General features: G+C 54.0%; 17 protein-coding genes. 7 read left to right on the top strand and 10 right to left on the bottom strand.

The genetic code is table 11. The features are described from left to right. Positions 1–353 precede the first annotated feature (353 nt). Positions 354–935, bottom strand: a complete 582-nt coding sequence (locus I9W95_RS11315) for a hypothetical protein (RefSeq protein WP_225674917.1) — start codon at positions 933–935, stop codon at positions 354–356. An 806-nt stretch (positions 936–1,741) separates the two neighbouring features. Here I9W95_RS11315 and I9W95_RS11320 point away from each other — a divergent pair. After that, positions 1,742–3,571, top strand: coding sequence for a diguanylate cyclase (locus tag I9W95_RS11320; RefSeq protein ID WP_225674919.1), 1,830 nt, complete (start codon positions 1,742–1,744; stop codon positions 3,569–3,571). A 224-nt stretch (positions 3,572–3,795) separates the two neighbouring features. Then, the gene (locus I9W95_RS11325; protein WP_225674921.1) at positions 3,796–4,410 is read left to right on the top strand and encodes a peroxiredoxin; all 615 of its coding nucleotides are present in this window, start codon (positions 3,796–3,798) and stop codon (positions 4,408–4,410) included. Positions 4,411–4,470: 60 nt separating this feature from the next. On the opposite strand, the gene ccoG is transcribed toward I9W95_RS11325, so the two are convergent. Beyond that, on the bottom strand, positions 4,471–5,868 hold the full coding sequence (ccoG, locus tag I9W95_RS11330; protein WP_225674923.1) for a cytochrome c oxidase accessory protein CcoG: 1,398 nt from the start codon (positions 5,866–5,868) through the stop codon (positions 4,471–4,473). Between the two features lie 110 nt (positions 5,869–5,978). On the opposite strand from ccoG, the gene I9W95_RS11335 reads away from it, so the two are divergent. The 3 genes from I9W95_RS11335 (at position 5,979) to I9W95_RS11345 (ending at position 9,052) form a co-directional block, all read left to right on the top strand. Beyond that, complete coding sequence (locus I9W95_RS11335; protein ID WP_225674925.1) at positions 5,979–7,400, top strand: aminotransferase-like domain-containing protein; 1,422 nt, start codon at positions 5,979–5,981, stop codon at positions 7,398–7,400. Then, positions 7,397–7,912 (top strand): MOSC domain-containing protein, encoded by a 516-nt coding sequence (locus I9W95_RS11340; protein ID WP_225674927.1) that lies wholly within the window; start codon positions 7,397–7,399, stop codon positions 7,910–7,912. Before I9W95_RS11335 ends, I9W95_RS11340 begins: the two co-directional genes overlap by 4 nt. A 144-nt stretch (positions 7,913–8,056) precedes the next feature. After that, on the top strand, positions 8,057–9,052 hold the full coding sequence (locus I9W95_RS11345) for a transposase (RefSeq protein ID WP_225674929.1): 996 nt from the start codon (positions 8,057–8,059) through the stop codon (positions 9,050–9,052). Positions 9,053–9,341: 289 nt separating this feature from the next. Here the strand turns inward: I9W95_RS11345 and I9W95_RS11350 are convergent, their stop codons facing one another. Beyond that, positions 9,342–10,604 (bottom strand): hypothetical protein, encoded by a 1,263-nt coding sequence (locus I9W95_RS11350; protein WP_225674931.1) that lies wholly within the window; start codon positions 10,602–10,604, stop codon positions 9,342–9,344. Between the two features lie 311 nt (positions 10,605–10,915). On the opposite strand from I9W95_RS11350, the gene I9W95_RS11355 reads away from it, so the two are divergent. After that, positions 10,916–11,881: an integron integrase gene (locus I9W95_RS11355; protein WP_225674933.1), complete on the top strand. Its 966-nt coding sequence runs from the start codon at positions 10,916–10,918 to the stop codon at positions 11,879–11,881. Positions 11,882–11,906: 25 nt separating this feature from the next. Here I9W95_RS11355 and I9W95_RS11360 read toward each other — a convergent pair whose 3' ends face one another. The 7 genes from I9W95_RS11360 to I9W95_RS11390 form a co-directional block, all read right to left on the bottom strand. Continuing rightward, on the bottom strand, positions 11,907–12,482 hold the full coding sequence (locus tag I9W95_RS11360; RefSeq protein ID WP_225674935.1) for a nucleotidyltransferase family protein: 576 nt from the start codon (positions 12,480–12,482) through the stop codon (positions 11,907–11,909). Positions 12,483–12,555: 73 nt separating this feature from the next. Beyond that, on the bottom strand, positions 12,556–13,557 hold the full coding sequence (locus I9W95_RS11365) for an XdhC family protein (RefSeq protein WP_225674937.1): 1,002 nt from the start codon (positions 13,555–13,557) through the stop codon (positions 12,556–12,558). A 1-nt stretch (position 13,558) separates the two neighbouring features. After that, entirely contained in the window at positions 13,559–15,775 is a 2,217-nt protein-coding gene (locus tag I9W95_RS11370; RefSeq protein ID WP_225674939.1) for a xanthine dehydrogenase family protein molybdopterin-binding subunit, read from the bottom strand. Then, a complete protein-coding gene (locus tag I9W95_RS11375; RefSeq protein WP_225674941.1) occupies positions 15,768–16,307 on the bottom strand; it encodes a (2Fe-2S)-binding protein in 540 nt (179 codons plus the stop codon). Before I9W95_RS11375 ends, I9W95_RS11370 begins: the two co-directional genes overlap by 8 nt. 115 nt (positions 16,308–16,422) lie before the next feature. After that, positions 16,423–19,593, bottom strand: coding sequence for an efflux RND transporter permease subunit (locus I9W95_RS11380; protein WP_225674943.1), 3,171 nt, complete (start codon positions 19,591–19,593; stop codon positions 16,423–16,425). A gap of 11 nt (positions 19,594–19,604) precedes the next feature. Next, positions 19,605–20,702, bottom strand: coding sequence for an efflux RND transporter periplasmic adaptor subunit (locus I9W95_RS11385; RefSeq protein WP_225674945.1), 1,098 nt, complete (start codon positions 20,700–20,702; stop codon positions 19,605–19,607). A gap of 151 nt (positions 20,703–20,853) precedes the next feature. Beyond that, positions 20,854–21,201 (bottom strand): hypothetical protein, encoded by a 348-nt coding sequence (locus tag I9W95_RS11390; protein ID WP_225674947.1) that lies wholly within the window; start codon positions 21,199–21,201, stop codon positions 20,854–20,856. A gap of 269 nt (positions 21,202–21,470) precedes the next feature. Here I9W95_RS11390 and I9W95_RS11395 point away from each other — a divergent pair, with 269 nt between their 5' ends. Continuing rightward, the gene (locus I9W95_RS11395; RefSeq protein ID WP_225674949.1) at positions 21,471–22,685 is read left to right on the top strand and encodes a phosphatidylinositol-specific phospholipase C domain-containing protein; all 1,215 of its coding nucleotides are present in this window, start codon (positions 21,471–21,473) and stop codon (positions 22,683–22,685) included. Positions 22,686–22,690: the final 5 nt, after the last annotated feature.

Genomic DNA, 22,690 nt, shown 5'->3' on the forward strand with positions numbered 1-22,690 from the left:
AGATAGCCCGTCCGGCGAGAGGGGCGGTCCGACGTTTCGGAAGGCCCCTCTATGAGGACAAGGGGCCTGGAATATCTCACAAAAGTTCAAATACAAATTTGTGGGACAGCAGTGGCCGGGTATAGCTATTTTTCAGAAGTTGCTGTTAGCAACGATACAGAGATCGCAGCCAGCGGTAGCTTCTACACTTAGACAAAATCAATACTACAAAATTACAACTATAAGGTGATACGTTGCTAAGTAAAAATTATCTCTATACCACGCAGTGGCATTCTGCTTGACCCTTATAGAGAGTAAAATTCCTGAATTCTCGCGAGAGTTTCGGTGGTGCTTATTTTGCTGATTGCTTTGAGTTATACGGGGCGCCGATAGGCTAGTTTTTCTGCAAAATCGATGCCTGATTTTAGGCCACTCTCTATTACATTTTGTTTAAACTGCTCTGTGCAGTAAACATGATTAAAGTAATCGAAATCCGTTTTAAAAGCGACTGGTGAACCAATGTCAGGCAGCTCGAAAGATAATGATTTTATACCCACTGATACTCCATCTTCTTCTAGTAGCTCTGAATTTATCGAGTCTGGCGTTACTATACTGTGCAGTGAAAAAAGGTGATAACGCTGGCTGTCGAGCGTAAATGGTAAAAATTCGCCAATGCGTTCTAATAGCGATTGAAGCCTTTTCTTCGCTCGTTCGCTCAGTACTAAAAAGCAGCCATTCCAGGTGTAAATGTCTGGTAGATCGTGCAAATTCAGTACTTTTGCCGTGTGGTAGTCATACAGTGCTGCACCACACTCCGGCCAGGTGTCGGCCAGATTTGATTCTGCTTCCCTAAGTTCATCAAAGCCGAGATCGCCATAAACATCTGTAATGGCTTTGGAACTGAGTTCTAACATTCCGTAAGTATCGACCATCGGTTCTATGCGGTAGATTTTCATCTTTATCGTTATTGTTCCCGGCTACTTAATCAGCTGCACTAGCGAATAGTTTATCGACTTTAGCTTTATATTGGCTTGAAGCTTTTTGCGTCAAGAATGTTTAGTTACTGCCATGTTCCAGCATTGCCCGTACACGTAATAATATGTTCTTCACTGCCTCCACAGATCGTGCAGGGGTGAGCGGACTAATCAAGACACCCATGCTAATGCACGGTTAGCAACCATACGGAGATCGCAGCCAGCGGCAGCTCCTACCCATGACGAAGCGTCCGTTATCGAAGGCCGCCGAACAGAGCCCCTGTTGTAGGAGTTGCTGTTAGCAACGATACGGAGATCGCAGCCAGCGGCAGCTCCTACCTATGATGAAGCGCCTGTTATCGATAGTCAGCGGCAGCTTCTACTCATAGCTAATCAAGACACCCATGCTAATGAATAGCTAATCAAGACACCCATGCAATAGCTAATCAAGACACCCATGCTAATGCACTTTTAGCAACGATACGGAGATCGCAGCCAGCGGCAGCTCCTACCCATGACGAAGCGTCCGTTATTGATTGCCGCCGGACAAAGCCCCTGTTGCAGGAGCTGCTGTTAGCAACGATACGGAGATCGCAGCCAGCGGCAGCTCCTACCTATGATGAAGCGCCTGATATTGATAGTCAGCGGCAGCTTCTACCCATGACGAAGCGGCCGTTATCGATAAGTGCCTGTAACGCCAGCGCCGGGTTACAGCTGGTTACACCCTGTGCCAGCGGAATTGCCTATACTTAGAACTCCTGTCTCTGCAGCCTTGTCCGGTGATGCGTTTGATCTCATCTTTAACCTCCGTTGTGTTCAGCCGATGCCCACTGCTGGCTCTGTTGTTTTGCCTGCTGTTTGCGGTGGTACCGGTGCGCGCGGAGGTTGTGGTCGATGGCAGCATCGAAGAGCTGCGGCCATACAGTGCCAGTGATTTTCTGCGCGATGCTGATGGTTCTCTTGGTCTGGCTGATGTGCAGCAGCCCAGCGCGGACTTTGCGCCATTCTCACAACTGGCCAGTCTGAATCTCGGCTATACCCCGGATGTTTTGTGGGTGCGTATGCCGCTGCGTTCTGAACTCAAGCAGCACAGCCGCTGGCTGCTGGAAATGGACTACGCCTATCTCGATGATCTGCAGCTGTACATCGTGCGTGCTGATGGCCGTATCGAGCAGCAGCAGGCCGGGCGTCATATTCCTCTGGCGCAGTGGCCGCTGGCAAACCGTAAACCGGCGTTTCCACTGCAGCTGGATGCGGGTGAGTCGCTGATGCTGTATCTGCGCATTGAGAATCACGCCGCTATGGCGTTGGATATGCGTTTGATCAGTGAGCCGTTATTCAATCTGCAGGATCGTCGTGCACTGATTATGCTGGCGTTGTATTTCGGTACTCTGCTGGCGCTTGGCGCTTACAACCTGTTGCTGTATTTCTCGGTGCGCCAGCCAGGCTTTTTGCTTTATACCTTGTTCGAATTATCGTTTGGTTTTGCTGCCAGCAGTATGAATGGTATTGGCCCGGTATTACTGTGGCCCGAAGCCGGTGCGGCGGCTGATTTTATTGTGCCGGTGTTTTTTACTCTGGCAACCGCGCTGGCAGTGCTGTTTGCGCGCAGTTTTCTGCAACTGCGTGAAGTGGCCCCGGGCTGGCATCGTTTTCTCACCATGGTGGCATTGTGCTGGTTTGCAGCAACTTTGGTTGCTGCGCTGGTGCCGCCGGCAGTGGGTCTGAGAATCATGGCCATGACGGGTATTCTCACCACGCTGTCGCTGCTGGCTACCGGTATCGCCGCCATGCGCCTGCGTATTCATGGCTCCGGCATTTTTGTACTGGCCTGGTTTATGTTGCTGATTGGTACCTCGTTGCTGTCGCTGCGTAATGCCGGTTTGCTGCCATCCAATTTTATTACGGTGTACGGCATGCAACTGGGCTCGGCACTGGAGATGCTGTTGCTGTCGTTTGCCCTGGGGGCGCGTTTTAATCTGCTGAAAAAACAGAAAGAAAATGCGCAGCAGGCACTGGTTGATACCCTGCGCGAACACGAACGTATTCTGGAAGCGCGCGTGGCCAAACGCACTGAAGAGCTGCTCGACGCCAAAGCCCGACTGGAAAAAATGGTCACCGAAGATGCGTTAACCGGCATTCTTAACCGGCTGGGTTTGCGCCAGTACTACAGTGCCGCGCGTAAGCGTGCGTTGCGCAACCATACCCCGCTGGCAGTGATGCTGATTGACCTTGATGGCTTCAAGCCAGTGAACGATCAGTTCGGTCACGAGGCCGGCGATTTATTATTAACCGCTGTTGCACAACGCATGGCGGCCGCGGTGCGGGAAACCGATGCGGTAGGGCGTATCGGCGGTGATGAGTTTGTGCTGATTCTCGAAGGCTGTGAGGCCAGCGAAATTCAGGGCTTTGCCGAACGATTACTGGCAGCTATTAACGAGCCGATGGATATTGGTGATCAGCGTACGCTGCGGGTGGAAGCCAGTGTTGGTGTTTACTTCGCGCTGCCTGAGGACGAGCAGTTAAAAACCATTCTGTGCTATGCCGATGACGCCATGTATCAGGTTAAACGTGGCGGCAAAAATGGTGTGGCAGTGGTGTTCGGCGAGGCCGCCTGAATAGCTCTGATAGGTTTAGTCTATGGGGACTATTGTAATTAAAATATTCCTACATTCGAATATAGTGTTATTGTTTTGTTCATGGGCTGACTGAACACAGCCAGCAAACACTGACAATACAGTGATGGAGTTCAGCAATGAGTTGTGACACCAAGATTAAACCACGCAAGGTAAAACCTGAAACAACAGAGCAGGGCAAAGCCCCGGTTGAGGAGAAAAAGTCTATGAGTTCTACAATGGTTCGCCGCGAAATGCCGCAATTTGAGATGGAAGCCTTCGATGCCAAAACCGGGCACTACACCACGGTATCCAGCGATGATTACAAAGGAAAGTGGGCAGTTGTTTGCTTTTACCCGGCAGATTTCACCTTTGTTTGTCCGACAGAAATTGCGGCAATGAATGCGAAATATGATGAGTTCCAGAAAATGGGCGTAGAAATTCTGGCGGTTTCTGTCGATTCGAAATTTTCACACAAACGCTTCGTCGAGACTGAGCCTGTTCTTGCCGGATTGCAGCTGACCATTGGTGCAGATACCACGCAGGAAGTCAGCCGTGACTTTGGTGTGCTGATCGAAGAAGAGGGCGTTGCATTGCGTGGCCGCTTCCTGTTTAACCCGGATGGCATTTGTGTTGCTCAGGAAGTTCAGGCTGATTCAGTGGGGCGGAATGTGAATGAGTTTCTGCGTCAGGTAGAGGCATGGCAGTACGCCACGGCAACTGGTGAGGTTTGTCCTGCCGGATGGCGTCCGGGTAAGAAAACGCTGCCAGTAAATACAGACGCCGAGAAAATGACCGGCCGTGTTGGCGACTACATCACCATCGAAGAAATTCTCAGCTGATTGTTTTCAGCAGTTGCTACGCCCTGCTTTCTGCAGGGCGTATTTCGTTAACGTAACAACTCAGAAACCACTGAAAAAAGTCGACGGTTTACGTACGCTGCCCTGCGGGTAGGCGAACTCAAAGGTAATGGGTCGGCGACGCTGCAATGACCCTTCTGAGCACACGCGGAAGTTCTGCCAGCTGGCCTGGCTGCTGTGCATATCCAGCGGTGTCGGGCCGAGTAATTCGTAGTGCAGGGCATCGTCACTGTGAACCGCAATATCCACCTGCTGTAACCCCGGCACAAAGCTCTCGACCTTAATGCGGTAATCATTGCAGTAACGGCCATCCGGCATTTCTGAAAACAGCGCCTGACGTGAGCGCTGTACTTCCACCAGTAAGCGCGTACTGCTGCTGAAGCCCCACACCAGCAGGCTGCTGGCAATCAGCAGAATCGCAGCATAGCCGAGCAAACGCGGACGCCACAGCGGCGACGGCTGTTGCTGCAGCTGCTGTTCTGAGGCAAAGCGAATCAGCCCGGTCGGCCGTTGCAGGCGCTGCATAACGTTGTCGCAGGCATCGATACAGGCACCGCAATCAATGCACGCGGCCTGCAGGCCATCGCGGATATCAATGCCGGTCGGACACACCTGCACGCACAGACGGCAGTCGACACAATCGCCGCTGTTGCAGTCGCTGCCGCGCAGATGCGCTCGTGGTTCGCCACGGGCTGCGTCGTAGCTGACGGTGCGTGTTGCGGCATCAAACATCACGCTCTGAAAACGCGAGTAAGGGCAGGCATGCAGGCAGATTTTCTCGCGCACCAGACCGGCGTTGGCGTAGGTGAGCGCCGCCATAATGGTTATCCACAGCCATGGGCCAGAGGCCAGATCGAGCGTGCTCAGATCGCTCATCAGTTCACGCACCGGCACAAAGTAGCCGGTAAAGGTGATGGCGGTGGCCAGCGCCAGTAAACCCCACAACAGATGCTTGCTGATACGCCCCAGCCACTGCCGTGCGCTGCGCCCGCGCTCATCGGCCTTACGCTGGCGTGCGGCACTGCCTTCAGTCAGATGTTCAATGCGAATAAACAACCAGGTCCAGATGCTTTGCGGGCAGGCGAAACCACACCACACACGTCCCCAGGCCACCGCCATAAAAAACAGCAGCACCGCGCCGGTAATCAGCAGGCCCGCTAACAATGGCAGGTCGTGCCAGCTGAGCAGGTTGCCGGCAACAATGATGCGGCGTTCGGCGTACGAGAACAGCACCATTGGCATGCCATCCCACTGCAGCCAGACAACGCCGAAATACAGTGCCAGCAAGGGCCAGCTGATCAGGCGGCGCAGGTTCTGAAAAAAGCCTGAGGTCAGGCGCACATAGAATTTACCGTTCACCTGAGCGAAGCGTTTGGGCGGCGTGACGCTGCCGCTGGGCTGGCTCAGATCGGTCAGATCGACGGTGCTGATGCGTTGCATAGGAATCTCCGGGCAAACAGATGGGCGCAGAGTACGCCCGACAACGCTTGAGGTTCAGGCCTAAAAAAATTAAAAATAATAGGTACAGATTGCCAGCCACAGGTTTGCCCGTGACATCGTCTTTTCGTTACCAGCAGCTGGAGAACCAGTTGCTCGACGCCATTAACAGCCAGCGCCTGCGCAACGGCGAGCGTTTGCCTTCGGTACGCTCGCTGTGTCAGCAGCATCAGGTGTCCAAAGCCACGGTGCTGCATGCGTTGCAGCGGCTGGAGGCGCAGGGGCTTATCGAAGCGCGCCCGCGTTCCGGCTTCTACGTCACCCAGCGTTTACCGGCACTGAATACACCACAGGCTACCGCGCTGCAGTTATCCCCCGGCCCGGTAACCATTCCCGATCTGCTGCTGGATATTATGCAGCGCGGGGCGGCGTTCGATCTGGTGTCTGCCGATGCGCGTCTGACCGACACCACCACCGGCGTAGTGACGCTGAATCGTTCTATCAGCCGGGCGCTGCGGCGCGCTCGTGGCGACAGTGCCCAGTATTACGATGAACCAGCGGGCTTAGCGGCCCTGCGTGAGCAGATTGCGCTGCGTCTGGCGCAGCGCGGTTATGCTGCCAGCGCCGCCGACCTGTGCATCACTGTGGGCTGTCAGAACGCGTTGTTTCTGGCGCTGATGGCCAGTTGCGAAGCAGGTGATGCGGTGGCGGTGGAGTCGCCCGGTTTTTACGGCGCGCTGCAATTGCTGCAGCAACTGAACCTGAAGGTGGTGGAAATTCCTTCTTCGGCGCTCAGCGGTATGGATATGGATGCACTGGCTGACGCCCTCAGCCGCTGGCCAATCAAGGCCTGCATTGTGTCGCCAGCCTACTCAACACCGGCTGGTGCGCTGATGCCCGCCGCTGCACGCCAGCGCCTGATGGCACTGGCGGCGCAATACGATCTGGCCATCATTGAAGATGATATCTACGCCGATACCGCTTTCACCCGCATTCCCGACCCGCTGAAAGCCGAAGATCCGGATGGCCGCGTGATTCTGTGCAGCTCGTTCTCGAAAACTCTGTCGCGCGATCTGCGTCTGGGCTGGATCGCTGGCGGGCGCTGGCACGAACGGATTGTGCAGCTCAAACTGGTGACACAGCTGGCGTCCGGACGGGCGCTACAGCAGGGGGTGGCCGACTATCTGGCCGATGGCAGTTACAGCAGTCATCTGCGCCGCCAGCACTACCGTCTGCGTCAGCAACGCGATCAGCTGATGGAACAACTGCAGCGCTGGCCGGTGGCGGTGAACCTCAGTCAGCCCCAGGGCGGACTGACGCTGTGGGCCGAGTTACCGGCAAATACCGATACCCACGCGCTGTATTCAACGGCGCTGGCGCAGGGCATTGTCATTACGCCGGGGCCACTGTTCAGTGCCAGCGGTCATTATCGTCATTGCCTGCGCTTCAGTTTTGCCCACGAATGGACAGCCGCCCGGCAACAGGCACTAACCACACTCGGCGAGCTGCTGGCCGCCGCAGGAGCAAAACCATGAACCGCCAACAAGCCCTGTTCGGGCGATTCAGCAACGATCTGGCCCACGGACGGCTCGACTGGATAGGCCTGCGCCCGCAAAGGCGCACGCCGCTGAACGTGGTCGACAGCACCTACGCCATCGCCGACCTTGGGCTGGAAGGCGATCGTCGTTGCCAGGGCACGCCCGGTTCCGCGCGTCAGGTCACTCTGATTAATGCCGAGCATATTCCGGTGGTGGCGAGCCTGCTTGGCCATGAGTGCATTGACCCGGCGCTGTTGCGCCGCAACCTGGTGATCAGCGGCGTGAACTTGCAGGCGCTGCGCCATCAGCAGTTTCGTATTGGCGATGCGGTGTTTCTGGCCACGGCGCTGTGCCATCCCTGTTCACGCATGGACGAAGTGCTGGGGCTGGGCGGACAGGCCGCCATGCTCGGCCATGGTGGCTTATGCGCAAAAATCCTGCGCTCAGGCACCATTCGCGTGGGTGATGAGGTGGTGTGCTTGCTGGAAGGGGAGAGGCTGCCGGAGTGAAATGCACGCGCCGGATATCAGCGGCAGCATGACTTTTTAATTGTGACTTTTTAATTGTGACACCCACGTTAATATTTTCTTCTGATTGAGCAATCCCTGTGTGCTGACTACTCTGAAATTTCAGCCAGACACCGGTGCTTACTCATGCCAAAGCCAAGAGAACAGCAGATTTCGATAGAAGAAACGCCGTATTACCACTGTGTTTCGCGCTGCGTACGCAGAGCATTTCTGTGCGGTACGGATTTATCGACGGGTGAGTGCTACGAGCATCGCCGTGGCTGGCTTGAAAATAAACTCTTAGAGTTGCCGAATACCTTTGCTATTCAGATCGCCGCTTACGCCATTATGAGTAATCACTATCATGTTGTTCTGTATGTAGATTCAGAGACAAGTAAGCAATGGACTGACGAACAGGTTATTGAACGCTGGCATTCATTGTTTAAGGGGAATCTGCTGTCGCAGCGTTTTATGCGCGGCGATGGAATGAACAAGGCAGAACTTGCCCGACTGCAGATATACATCACTGAGTGGCGTTCGCGTCTTACTGATATCAGCTGGTTTATGCGGGTTCTGAATGAGTCTGTTGCGCGTGAGGCAAACCAGGAAGATGAATGTACTGGCCGTTTCTGGGAGGGTAGGTTTAAATCTCAAGCCTTACTGGATGAAGCTGCATTGGCAGCCTGTATGGCGTATGTGGATTTGAATCCGGTGCGCGCGGGAATGGCGAAAAACCCTGAAGAATCAGACCATACCTCGATTAAAGCCAGAGCAGAAAAAGCAAAATCCGCGCAGGCTCCAAATCACTTACACCAGCAACCGAAAGAACTTCTACCCTTCGCAGGAAGCCCTCGCCAGGACATGCCGAAAGGCATCAGTATGAAACTGACAGACTACCTGGAACTGGTCGATGCAACCGGGCGAATCATTCGCGAGGATAAGCGAGGGTATATTTCAGAAGGTTCAGCGAAAATTCTTGATCGACTTGGGCTGGATGAAGAGCGCTGGTTAAATATGACGCAAAACTTCGAAAAGAGCTTCGGTACCTTTGCGGGAAACGAAGTAAAACTGCGATCTATCTGCGAGCGACTCAACTACCAACGCCCCCCCGGGCTTAATTGCTGCAGAGCCGCGTTCGGCTAGACGACCAATCTCAATCCATTTCAAACTAACCAGATAGTCTGGTGCTTTCGCTCGCCTGAAATTCGCCGGCCTGATGTAGTGTTTCAGACGTTTTTACTAGCGGGTGAAAACGTCGATGAACCGGATGGTGTGGTGGGTATGTAAAAGCCTGATTTTCGGCTTTGGAGTAAGCTCTTCTAACATGGCTGTCCATGTAGTTGTTTAACGCTCCCATCATGCGCCGCCGCAGGCGGTCGCATGGATGGGCTTGTTATGTGCGTGCGTTGATATAGTTTCCTTTTATGTCGAACTACCTTTTATGTACAGTGTTTAATGTGTTGGAAACAAACTCTTTTGTTAAGGTGTTGACCTTGTTGTCAAATAAAGTAAGCATCCTCTCTAGGCCAGCTGTGAAGTTAGTGAACTGATCGTTAAATTCTCTAGATTCAATATCGATAATTTGATGCATTGAATTACTAATCTCATCTACTAGCCGCTTTTCCTTGTTGCAGATAAATAGCCTTGCAGTAAACATTACGATTGGCTCATCATCTTGAATGTAACTTTTTATTATAGACAATACTAAATCTTGCATCTTTTCTGACTTTATAAATAAAGCATCCGGAATTGCTGTTTCCATTATAGATGAGAGTACCGCCTCTGGAACAGAATGCTTAAGTAGATATTTTATTAAGTTTGCTGCTGTGTAGCACTCTACTTCTACTGTTGCTAAATCATTAGCAAACTCATTGACTCTTGATTCATCAACGATCATAGTCCTAAATAAAAAAACGGCTTTGTATATTTTCTTTGTAAAATCATCAGTTATTTTGGTTATAGGGCGATCTTTATTTGCATCTCCTAGAAATATTGAGGCAACGGATGATGCTTTATTGATGTTGTCTATTTTCTTTATTGCTGAAAAGTACTCATCACTTGAGATGAAATTCAAGGCATATTTATTCTGGCTCACTTTGACTTCATTGCTAGAGTTTGATGCTTCTTTTTTTTCTACTATTTTTTCGCGTTCATTAGTTCCCACTTCACTGCTTTCTTTTTCACCTCGAACTTCTTTCAGAACCGCGTTGATACGCGATGTTATTGTTAAAAGCGCAAGGTGATCTACAATATTGGCCTTAAAAAAGTTTCTTTTATTTACTAGAACCTGTGAGTTTCTATCCATTCCAACTTCTGTTATATCTTTAAATGAAATCTTTACCGGAGAAGTCATTATTTCATGACAATATATGGCATCACTCGTCACTAACATGCCATCTTTGGCTCCTCCAAAGACCGTATCATCTATCAGTAATAACACATCTTCCGGTCTAACACCTGAGGCATACCCGAGGGCGTTCATTAGTTTTTTGTGTGGAATATTCGGTTTTACAAATACTTTTTCGTAGGACCAATTCCATTCATCACGCTTGATTAATAAACTTTCAAAATTTCTACTCATTTTACTTATTTCTTCCGTTTTAAAGTTTGGATTAGTGATTTTCAGTACTTTGATGCTGATTGGTGATGTTGTGATGTTGTGAGCACATAACAGTTTATTCGTGAGCGTGCGCATTTTGACGCTCCGCTTCCTTTCGATGTTTCGAGCATAACTCCCTGTCACCACTATGAAAAGTGCCCCAGGCGACGCCTTTTGTCAGTGTGAAAGCATGCGTGCGCGTTTACACTCCCGTGTCGTCTTTACATTTGGCATATTATCACGCATCAGCCCATCATAACTTACTGATTTATATGGCTTATTTCTTACTGGTGGATTGCAAAGCGAGTCACAAAGCTACTCCAATGTCATGTAAATGCGCATTGATTTTCCAAAACACTAAAATATACTGTTTATGTATACAGTATATTTTCATGAGGAAGATCGGCATGGGAAGCAGTCCATTTCTCAATGAAGTACGTGCATCAATTCGGCTCAGAGGAATGAGCCTGCGTACAGAGAAAACATATATCTACTGGATCAGGAATTTCATCCGCTACAACAATTATCGCCACCCTCGGGATTTGGGTCCTGATGAGGTTATGACGTTTCTGGGCTACCTTGCAGCCAAACGTCAGGTAGCAATTAATACCCAGAAGGTAGCCTTGAACGCGATTGCATTTCTGTACAATCAGTTTCTCGATAGACCTCTTGGTGATCTTAACTTCACTTTTGCTACTCGTCCGAGGAGACTTCCTGAAGTCCTCAATATAAGTGAGGTAGGCGCGATTCTGCGTTCGATGAAAGGCAGGGATAAGCTGATCTTCTCACTGTTATTTGGGTCTGGCCTGAGAATTACTGAATGCCTTCGCCTTAGGGTTAAAGATTTCAATTTTAGCCAGGGGACGTTGGTCGTTCGGGACGGTAAGGGCGGAAAAGATCGGGTAACGATTTTGAGTCCTTCGCTTCAGCCTGCGATTGAAACGGCCATGTCGGAAGCCTTGGCGCTGCAGCAACTCGATAACGCAAAGGGAATCGGGCCCTCATTACCGGGAGTTCTGGGTAAGAAGTACCCTTCTGCGTATCGCGACCCGGCATGGATGTTTGTTTTTCCGTCGACCTCAATATGTACACACCCGATTACTGGAATTCTGTGTCGACATCACTTACATGACTCAGTGCCCAGGAAAGCACTTAAGCATGCAACGGCTGATACCAACATGAGGCATCGCCGAATATCGTGCCATACCTTCCGGCATAGTTTTGCTACTGAACTCCTTAAAAGTGGCCGCGACATTCGTACTGTGCAGGAGCTATTGGGGCATTACGATGTTAGGACGACACAGATCTATACTCATGTGCTGGGGAATCAATTTGCTGGCACCTCTAGTCCTTTAGATTTTCTCGCGGTGTAGAAGTGTGTAAGGCAGCCTGCGCTGATCAGCAATCTTCCGGCCGATCAATATCCTGCACTATGCCTTCATCACCGAGTGGCAGCAGGTACACATCCTGTGGGTTGTCGGCCAGTAAACGGCGGGCGCCTTCGTCCCCCTGACACTGAATCAGTGCCCAGGCGTAGCTGCGGCTGAAGCCAACCGGGTGGCCGTTAAGGGGGTCGCCACTGCGTTGCAGTACCGGGCGCACGATTTTGTGCTGGTTCAGGGCTTCGGCCACGCGCTGATAGGTTGCAGGCTGAATAAAGGGCATATCGGCGAGGGCGATCAGCCAGCCATCCCAGTGCTGGGTGGCGTGTACGCCGGCGGCCAGGCTATGGCCCATGCCGAGGTGGGCTTCCGGGCTGGCAACCCAGTCGACTTCCATGCCGTCCAGTTCCTGTTGCCAGAGATGATCGCCGGGGCGCAGCACAACCACAAAGGGCATACCGCTGGCGCGAACCGAACGAATGGTGGCGAGCAACATAGGCTCTGCCTGCGGGCCAATGCTGGCCAGGCGTTTGTCATGTCCGAAACGCTCGCCAAGGCCGGCAGCCAGTATCACGACACCCGTCTGCTTCATTCAGTCATCATCCTTTTCCTGATGAGACTATCGACCTTATCACGGAATTTTGAGCAACAGTAGCGTGCCGCGTTCAGTGTTGGGCGTTACGCATCCGGATCAGATGGGCGACGATGGATATGGCGATCTCGTAGGGGGTTTTACTGCGAATATCCAGCCCGACCGGAGCGTGCAGACGCTGCAGCTGGTCGTTGCTTATCGCCAGCGATTGCAGGCGTTGGCGGCGTTTTTCTGAGGTCAGTAACGAGCCCATTGCACCAATGTAAAATGCGCGGCTGTCGAGCGCTTCGATTATCGCCAGATCATCCAGTCGCGGGTCGTGAGCCAGGGCGACAATGGCGCTGTATTCGTCGTTGAAGCGGCTGGCAATCAGTTCATCGGGCATGGCCTGGATAACGCTGGCACCCGGCACCTCAAAGCCTTGCAGGAAGTCTTCGCGATGGTCACACAGAGTAACGGCAAAGCCCGCAGGCTGGGCGAGGGCGGCCAGATGACGCGCTACTTCTCCGGCACCCACTAACAACAGCTGCCACTGTGGATAACAGCGCTGCACAAAGGTGGGGGCCTCAGTGTTTGCCGGGGCTGATGTGGTTGGGGCTATTGTGGCTGGGTCTGTTGCGGTGCTGTGTGGCGCTGCGATATCGGCAGACAGGCGTGCAGGCTGGCCAGCATTGAGGATGCGGACAAAGGGCACACGCTGATCGAGCCAGTTCAGCATTTGCTGTACCGGCGCACTATCGGCGGGTGTCAGGCGTTCCAGCAGGATATCCAGATGACCACCGCAGGGCAGCTGATAACGGCTCTGCTCTTCGGCACTGGCGCCAAACCGTAACGGCAGCAGCGTATTGCTGTTGCAGCTGATGGCTGCGCAGCGCAGGCGTTCAATCAGGTCCTGCTCGACACAGCCGCCGGACAGAGAGCCCGCCATTCCGGCATCCGCCGACCAGGCCCATAAAGAGCCGGGAGGGCGAGGGCTGCTGCCATAGGTATCGACCACGGTTGCCAGCCAGACGGTGCAGCCCTTGGCGAGCCAGTGCTGCACCTGGCTAAGCACGTGATATTGCGTGTCGTGCATATCAGCTCAGCGTCAGTGGTAAGGAACGCAGGCGCTGACCGCTGGCGGCAAACAGGGCGTTGGCCACGGCGGCTGCGACCGGCGGAACTCCGGGCTCACCGACACCGGTTGGTGCTTCCTGACTGTCGATAATATCGACCAGCAGTTCGGGAGCTTCGTTGATACGCAGCAGGGCGTAATCGTGGAAGTTGCTCTGCTGTACCGCACCGTCTTGCAGGGTGATGTTGCCATACAGCGCAGCGGTTAAGCCGAAGATCATGCCGCCTTCCATCTGCGCCTTAATCATGTCGGGGTTGAGCGGCTGGCCGCAGTCGACTGCACAGCAGATACGTTTCACCTGGATACGGCCCTGTTCGACTTTAACGTCGGCAATCTGTGCCACCCAGGTGTTAAAGCTTTTCATCAGCGCCACACCCTGCGCACAGCCGGGCAGTGGTTTACCCCAGCTAGCGGTTTGCGCAACACGCTTCAGTACCTGCACTGCGCGCGGGTGCTCGGCCAGCAGGTCGAGGCGATATTGCAGCGGGTCGGCGTTCTGGTGGTGAGCCAGTTCGTCGATAAAACTCTCGACCACAAAGCCGTTATGCGAGTAACCCACCGAGCGCCAGTAGCCCACCGGAATTCCCGGGTCGCTCTGAATAAAGCGAACGTCTATGTGCTTCAGAGCGTAAGGCACAATGTCGGCGCCTTCATAACCGGAGCTGTCTTTCGGGGCGAGAATGCCTTCGCCTAACTTGCCGGCAACGGCCAGTGTCGGGAACATAAACTTCGGCATAAAGGCGTACTGGGCGGCTGCGGCGTCCGGCACAAACCAGTCAAAAACTTTCGGGTGAGCCAGGCGGTGCTGCCAGCCATTGATCTGGCCTTTACTGTTAACGGTGGCGCTCAGACGATGCAGGCTGGCCGGACGATACCAGTCGTGGGCGGTATCTTCTTCGCGGCTCCAGATCAGTTTCACTGGTTGCTGTAGGCGGTCGGCAATGGTTGCGCATTCGGCCACGTAATCCTGCATGATGCGGCGGCCAAAACCACCGCCAATCCAGGTGGTGTGAATCAGAATATCGTCAACGCTGTAACGGCTGTGCTTGGCTGCTGAAATACGCGCCATGCTGGCCGACTGGGTAGGTGCCCAGACTTCCATGCCGTGTTCGTCGGCTTTCACCACGCAGTTCTGTGGTTCCAGTGTGGCGTGGGCCAGATAAGGTACGCGGTATTCCACGTGCAGTTGCTCGCTGGCTTTGCTGGCGGCTTGGTCGAAGTCGCCTTCGGCACGCACCTGATCGCCGCTTTCGTTATCCAGATCGCGGGCGTATTGGGCAAATACCTCATCGCTCGATGGCGCTACGTCCGGCGTTTGCCATTCAATCTGCAGTAATTGCTGCGCTTTGCGTGCCTGCCAGTAGCTGCTGGCTACTACGGCAATGCCATGGCGACCATGGGCTTCGATCTTGAACACATCAACCACACCCGCAGCGTTACGTGCCTGGCTGGTGTCGGCCGTTTTTACTGTGCCGCCATACGCCGGAGCGCGGCTGACGACCGCATAGAGCATACCCGGCAGTTCGATATCGATGCCGTATTCCACGCTGCCGGTCACTTTGTCGCGCGCATCCAGGCGGCGGTTATAGCGGCCGATGTAGCGGTATTCATCCGGGGTTTTCAGACGAGGGCTGGAAGGTACCGCCAGCTCGGCCGCCAGTGTTGCCAGCTGGCCGTAGCTCAGGCCTTTACCGGCAGCGTTAATGACGCGGCCGTTGTCACAGCGGAGCTGATCGGCCGGGGTGTCCATCACGCGGCTGGCAGCGTTCACCAGCATTTCGCGGGCGCTGGCACCGGCAATACGCAGGCGCTGGAAGCTGCTGGCAACACTGGTGGAGCCACCGGTGATCTGCAGTTTATACAGCGGATTATTGTAAATGCCGCCAACCGGAGCAAATTCCACCTGCACGCGCGCCGGGTCGACTTCCAGTTCTTCGCACAGCAGGGTCAGCAGGCCGGTGTAGGTACCCTGACCCATTTCCACGCGGTCGAGCACAAAGGTGATGGTGTCGTTGGTATCAATGCGCAGCCAGGCGTTGGCCTGCCATTCATCGTCGCTGATCATGCCTTTACTGCCCATGGTGGAGCAGCCCGGTAAGGCAACTGTCATCAGCAAACCACCGCCACCGAGGGCGCTGGCTTTCAGAAACGAGCGGCGGGAGAGTGTTGTATCAACCATGAGTCTGCTCTCCTGCGTCGGTACTGGCGGTAAGGCTGTTGCTGTCAGGCATTTTCACTTCGTAAAAGGCGGCCGTTTGTTGCAGCTCGGCGGCACGATGAATCGCTTTACGAATGCGTGGGTAAGTACCGCAGCGGCAGATGTTACCGCTCATGGCGTTATCGATATCCTGATCGGAAGGATTCGGGTTGCTGGCCAGCAAGGCGCTGGCCGACATAATCTGACCCGACTGACAGTAACCACACTGGGGTACATTCAGTTCGGTCCAGGCTTGCTGAACCGGGCTGAGACCTTGCGCGGGAGTGATACCTTCAATGGTGGTGATCTGCTGTCCGGCAACGGCCGAAACAGGCATGATGCAGGTACGAATCGGCTGACCATTTAAATGCATGGTGCAGGCCCCGCAGAGGCCCGCGCCACAGCCGAACTTACTGCCTTTCAGATTTAAAATGTCGCGCACTACCCACAGCAGCGGCGTATCACCCTCGATGTCCAGCTGGTGGCTGACACCGTTCACGGTCAGGCTGATCATGGTTGAGTTCCGTTATTATCGTGTTCTGTTATCCGGCCGTTATAAAAACAGCCGGTTGGAAGTAGCCTGAAGTCTCCCTGACTCAGGGCCGGATTAAAACGTTAATTTCTGCCATTCAGGCAGAGGAGTGCAAAGATTTTGCGCTGAACTCAGTGTTGCAGTGATGGTTGTTGTCGTTTCTGTCGCTGTTACGGTGGCTGATGGCGTACAGCAGTGGCAGCACAATCAGCGTCAGCAGTGTTGATGATAGAATGCCGCCAATCACAACTGTGGCCAGTGGTCGCTGCACTTCCGCGCCGGTACCGGTATTCAGCGCCATCGGAATAAAACCAAGGCCTGCAACCAGGGCGGTCATCAGTACCGGACGCAGGCGGGTAACAGCCCCCTGAATAATGGCCTGGGTTAAGGCCATGCTGGCGCGACAGTCGCGAATAAAGGTCAGCATTACCAGGCCGTTTAATACGGCAATACCCGACAGCGCAATAAAGCCGACCCCCGCCGACACCGACAGCGGCATATCGCGCAGCCACAAGGCCATAACACCACCGGTTAATGCCAGCGGTACACCGGAAAATACGATAAGGGCATCGCGCACCGTTCCCAGTGCGCTGATCAGCAGAATAATGATCATGGCCAGCGTCAGTGGTACCACCAGTGATAAGCGCTGAGTAGCAGACTGCAGCTGTTCAAAGGTGCCGCCGTACTCCAGCCAGTAGCCACTGGGAATATCGACCTGTTCGCTGATGCGCTGACGCACCTCACTGACAAAACCGCCGAGGTCACGGCCACGCACGTTGGCGCTGATAACAATCCGGCGCTTACCGTTTTCGCGGCTGATCTGCGCCGGTGCCGGCAGTTCCTGCAGGCTGGCGACTTCAGCCAATGGCACGTAGCCACCATCGGCCAGCAGTAAGGGTAACTGCATTATCTGGCGCAGGTTTGTGCGCTGTTCGTCGGCCAGACGCACAACCAGCGGGAAGCGCCTATCACCGGAAAAAATCTGCCCGGCTTCATCACCGGCAATGGCGGCGGTCAGTAACTGCTGTACATCGGCAACGGTTAAACCATAGCGTGCCAGCGCATCACGATCGGGCAACAGCGATAATACCGGCAGGCCACTGACCTGTTCGGTGCGGGCATCGGCAGCGCCGGGAATGGCGTTAACCACAGCGAGAATATCGTTGGCGGTTTTTTCCAGCAGGGTGAGATCGTCGCCGAATAATTTAATGCCAAGGTCGGCACGTACACCGGAAATCAGTTCGTTAAAACGCATCTGAATCGGCTGGGTAAATTCATAGTTATTGCCAGGGATTTTTTCCAGCGCCTGTTCCATATCGCGTACCAGTTCGGCTTTACTCAGCTGCGGGTCGGGCCAGCTGGCGCGAGGCTTTAACATAACGAAATTATCGGCGACGTTGGGTGGCATCGGGTCGGTTGCGACCTCCGGCGTACCGATTTTGGCAAACACTGCATCCACCTGTGGATAAGCCAGCAGGGTTTTTTCCAGTTGTGTCTGCATCTCCACCGACTGCTGCAGGCTGGTGCCGGGAATGCGCATAGCGTGCAGTGCTATGTCGCCTTCATCCAGCTGCGGAATAAATTCGCTGCCCAGTGTACTCAGCAGCCAGGCGCAACCTACTACCCACAACAACGCAGCACTGAGAATGGCGGCACTGTTTTTCAGCGCACGCTGCAGTACGCGTTTATACACACGCTGCAGGCCACGGGTCAGTGTGTGCTGGTGGTCGTTGAGCGGTTTATTCATCAGCACTGCCACCGCTGCTGGTACCAGTGTCAGGCAGAACAGCATGGCCGCGATAAGTGCCATCATGACGGTGGCCGCCATGGGGTGGAACATTTTTCCTTCGACGCCGCTCAGGGCAAAAATCGGGATATACACCAGGGTAATAATGGCCACTCCGAATAACGCCGGGCGAATCACTTCCAGTGTTGCATCGTAAACAATTTGCAGGCGCTGGCTCAGTGGCACTGTGCTTTGACCGATGGCGGGCGTTACGCCCCCTAAACGCCGGATGCAGTTTTCCACAATGATCACGGCGCCATCGACAATTAAGCCGAAATCCAGTGCACCAAGGCTCATCAGGTTGGCGGAAACACCGGTCTTTACCATGCCGGTAATGGTCATCAGCATCGACAGCGGAATAACCGCCGCAGTAATTAATGCCGCACGGAAATTACCCAGTAACAGGAATAACACCACGATGACCAGAAGTGCACCTTCGAGCAGATTTTTCTGCACCGTGGCGATGGTTTTATCCACCAGTGTGGTGCGGTTGTATAACACCTGCAGTTCGATGCCGACTGGCAGTGATGGGCGGATATCGTCGATGCGGCTGGCCAGATCACTGGCTACGGTACGGGCATTGGCACCTACTAACATCATGGCAGTGCCGAGCACGGTTTCTGCGCCATTGAGGGTGGCAGCCCCGGTGCGTAATTCATGGCCAATGGCAACATCGGCTACCTGCGACAGGCGTACCGGGCTGTTACCACTGCGCGCAATAATCACCTGCTGAATATCGCTGATGGTGCTCAGCTGGCCCGGTGAACGTACCAGCAGTTGCTGGCCGTTGCGTTCGATATAGCCAGCGCCACGGTTATCGTTGGCCTGTTCCAGCGCGATACGAATATCCTGCAGACTGACCGCAAACTGCAGCATGCGCGTCGGATCGGGCAGAACGTGATACTGCTTGTCGTAACCACCAATGGCATTAATCTCTACCACGCCGCTGACCCGCGCCAGCTGCGGGCGGATAATCCAGTCGTGAATTTCGCGAATATCGGTGGCGGAGTAGGGCTGCCCCGATTCATTTAACGCCCCCTCTGCGGCGTTGACGCTGTAGGTGAAAATCTCGCCCAGACCTGTGGATACCGGCCCCATAATGGCTTCCAGTCCGGGCGGTAATTCGCTGCGCACTGTGCTCAGGCGTTCGTTAATCAGATTGCGCGCCTGATAAAGATCGGTGCCTTCGCGAAACACCACCGTTACCTGCGATAAACCGTAGCGCGACAGCGAACGGGTATATTCCAGATCCGGTAAACCATACATCGCCGTTTCGACCGGGTAGGTGATGCGCTGTTCGGTTTCCAGCGGTGAATAGCCTGGCGCTTCGGTATTAATCTGCACCTGTACGTTGGTGATATCCGGTACTGCATCCACCGGCAGTTGCTGATAACTCCACCATCCGGCGGCGGTAATAAACAGAATGCTGCACAGCAGCAGATAACGACGCTGCAATGAGAAGCGCACAATGGATTCAATCATTGTCTGTCTCCTCAGTGCTCGTGGGCCGCTTCGGATTTACCGATATCGGCTTTAATCAGATAGCTGTTTTCAACCACATAACGCTCACCGGGATTCAGACCGGCAAGAATTTCGGCGGCCTCATCGTCCTGACGACCAACTCGCACCACCCGCGCCTCATACTGGTCGTCACTGGCAATAAATATCACTGTATTGCCTTCCAGTTGCTGCAGTGCACGGTTATCAACCAGCAGCGGCACATCGACTTTTTCGGCATCAATATCGGCGCTGATCACATCCCCTGGTTGCAGATAATGAAAAAACTCTGAATCTGAATCGTTTTGCAGAATCACCCGCGCCACCATAAAAGGCTGCCCGGATAATGACGGCACCAGCGTGTGAATAGTGCTGTCGTGCTGGTGGCCATTGTGAAAAATATGCACGCTCTGGCCCGGTTTTATCCCCTCGCGCTGGGATGGAAATAAACGCAATTCGGCCCACAACTCGCGGGTATTCATCAGGGTAAAAATCGGTCCGTCGGTAATTTCACCCTGATTCACAAACTGCTGCTGTACCACACCGTTAATCGGTGCGGTCAGGGTGTGTTCTTTCAGGGTCTGGTTGGATTCCACCCGCGCCAGCACCTGACCTTTTTTCACCAGATCGCCGGGCTGGGCGTACAGCGCGGTGATCAGCCCCGGAAAGCGTGCCTGAACCCGTGCAACCTGTGATGGAGGTAATACCAGTTCACCGTACACACGGCTGTGACGGCGCAGGGTACCGGGCCCGCTGATGGCGGTGGCAATACCGGCCTGATGGGCGATATCCGCCGCTATACGGGTCTGGTCACTGTGCTCGTCGTGCTCGTCGTGCTCGTCGTGCTCGTCGTGCTCGTCGTGCTCGTCGTGCTCGTCGTGCTCATCGTGCTCATCGTGCTCATCGTGCTCATCGTGCTCATCGTGCTCATCGTGCTCATCGTGCTCATCGTGCTCATCGTGCTCATCGTGGCTGGCGCTGTTGGCAGCGGCCTGTGCTGATTGATGATCATGGTTGCCAGAGGCGTGGGCGGGCAGTGTCAGCAGCGCGAGTGCGGCGGTTAATAAAGACACTGCAGAGATTGAATATTTCATAGCGATTGTCTGCCAGTTAATCGTCAGTCACGGCAATGTGACTGACAAAAATCAGGGAGCAGGCGCACGCGCGTCAGCCAGTAATAAAAGGCGTGTTGATGCAGGCGCCTGCATGAAGTTACGTAACCGCAGAGAAATGCGGCTGGCAGAATCAGGCGATGGGAGGGCGATGAATCAGATCGGGATTATTCAGCGGCAGCAGCGGCGCATGCTCCGACAGGCGGCGCTGCTGTTGTGCGGCCATATTCAGCGTGGACTTATTCAGCACCGCCATATGGGATGAGTGGCCGTTGCAGTGACAACAATGATCGCAGTCGTCTTCGGCTGCATTCTGATGGTCGTGGCTGAGGTCGCCAGCCGCGCTCTGATGATGTTCGTCGGTGCTCAGCAGACTGCTGCTGACCACATCGGCACTGACCTGCACGCACTGCAACACCAGCATCAGCAGAAGCATCAGCGGTCGTAGTGTGCGATTGGGGCTCAGTGCACGAATATTCATAATAAGGTTGTCAGTAGTAACTGCGTTATTTAACAGTGACTAACTCTAGCACAGGCAGCTGGCACCCCATGCATGAGGAAATGTAAAAAATCGCAAGCTGCTGGCGTTATTTGTTGGTCAACTCAGGCCATTATGCCGAAGAGTTTTGCCTGATGGGCCGCTTTAATGTACAAAACACTAAAGCTGTACCATGGTTCAGTTTTGATAAAAGAAATAATAACAATGGTCCGTATGGGTACGCCCGTCGGGCAGACACCGGAAGGTAGTTCATGAAAAAATTCTTGCTTCTCACCACAGGTTTAATGGCATCCGCTGCTGCATCGGCAATGAGTTCGGCACCGCAGACGGACCCGATTACCGATTTTCAGAACAGCTGGGCAGGTAAGGCTCTGAGCCATCAGCGTGCGCTGGATATGAATTCGCCACTGGCCGACAACAACATCCTGGGTTCGCATAACAGCTATAACTCGGAAGTGTATTCCGACCCGACGCGTTATATCGACCCACAGCAGAAACATTCCATTTACGATCAGCTGCGTATTGGTGCGCGCTTTGTTGAGCTGGACGCCCACTGGACTGCTCACACTCACGGCTGGCCATGGGAGTGGGGCACTGACCTGCTGCTGTGCCACTCAGGTATTGGCGCGGAACTGGGTGATCTGCACGTTGGTTGCAGCCTGACTGATCGCTTCGTAAAAGACGGCGTGCAGGAAGTATCTGACTGGCTGAACGAAAACCCGCAGGAAGTGATTATTCTTTATTTTGAAGATCACACCGACGGTCACCATCAGGAACTGCTGAATATTCTTAACGATAAACTGGGCGGAAAAATTTACGCCAGCGGCGGTTGTAAAAGTATTCCTTCGAGCCTGACCAAAGCACAGGTCCGTGCGGCCGGTAAGCAGGTTGTGCTGTGGAAAGACGGCGGTTGCTCCGGTAATGCCGCTATGGCGAATCTGGCTTTCACCGGTCTTGGTCAGGTTGACCGTATCTGGGAAGACCGTACCAGCGTTGGAGCTATCGGTGCCTTCTTTACCGGTGGTTCGGTGAACAAAATTGAATCGGCTGATGTTGTGCAGGCGTTTAAAAACGGCGGCAATATCGTCAACCTCGATGACCTGACCTATAACGATGGCCGTATGGCGGCAGGCGTTTGGTCCTGGGATAACGGTGAGCCGAATAACTACAATGGCGATCAGGATTGCGCGGTACAGTGGGGTAATGGTCGCTGGGATGACGCCAACTGTGGTTCTGTGCATCACTTCGCCTGTGAAGATAATGCCGGCAACTGGGCGATCAGTGCCTGGGCGGGCCAGTGGAGCGAAGGTGCTGCCGCTTGTTCACAGCTGGCCGGTGGTTATCACTTCAGTGTGCCAACCAACAGCAAGGCGAACGAAGCACTGAAAGCGGCGAAAGCGGGTATGAGCCACGTCTGGCTGAACGCTTCTGACCGTGCCAGTGAAGGTAAGTGGGTTGCTCACTGAGAGTG

Source organism: Thalassolituus marinus, assembly GCF_020320395.1.
Taxonomy (GTDB): domain Bacteria; phylum Pseudomonadota; class Gammaproteobacteria; order Pseudomonadales; family Oceanobacteraceae; genus Venatoribacter; species Venatoribacter marinus.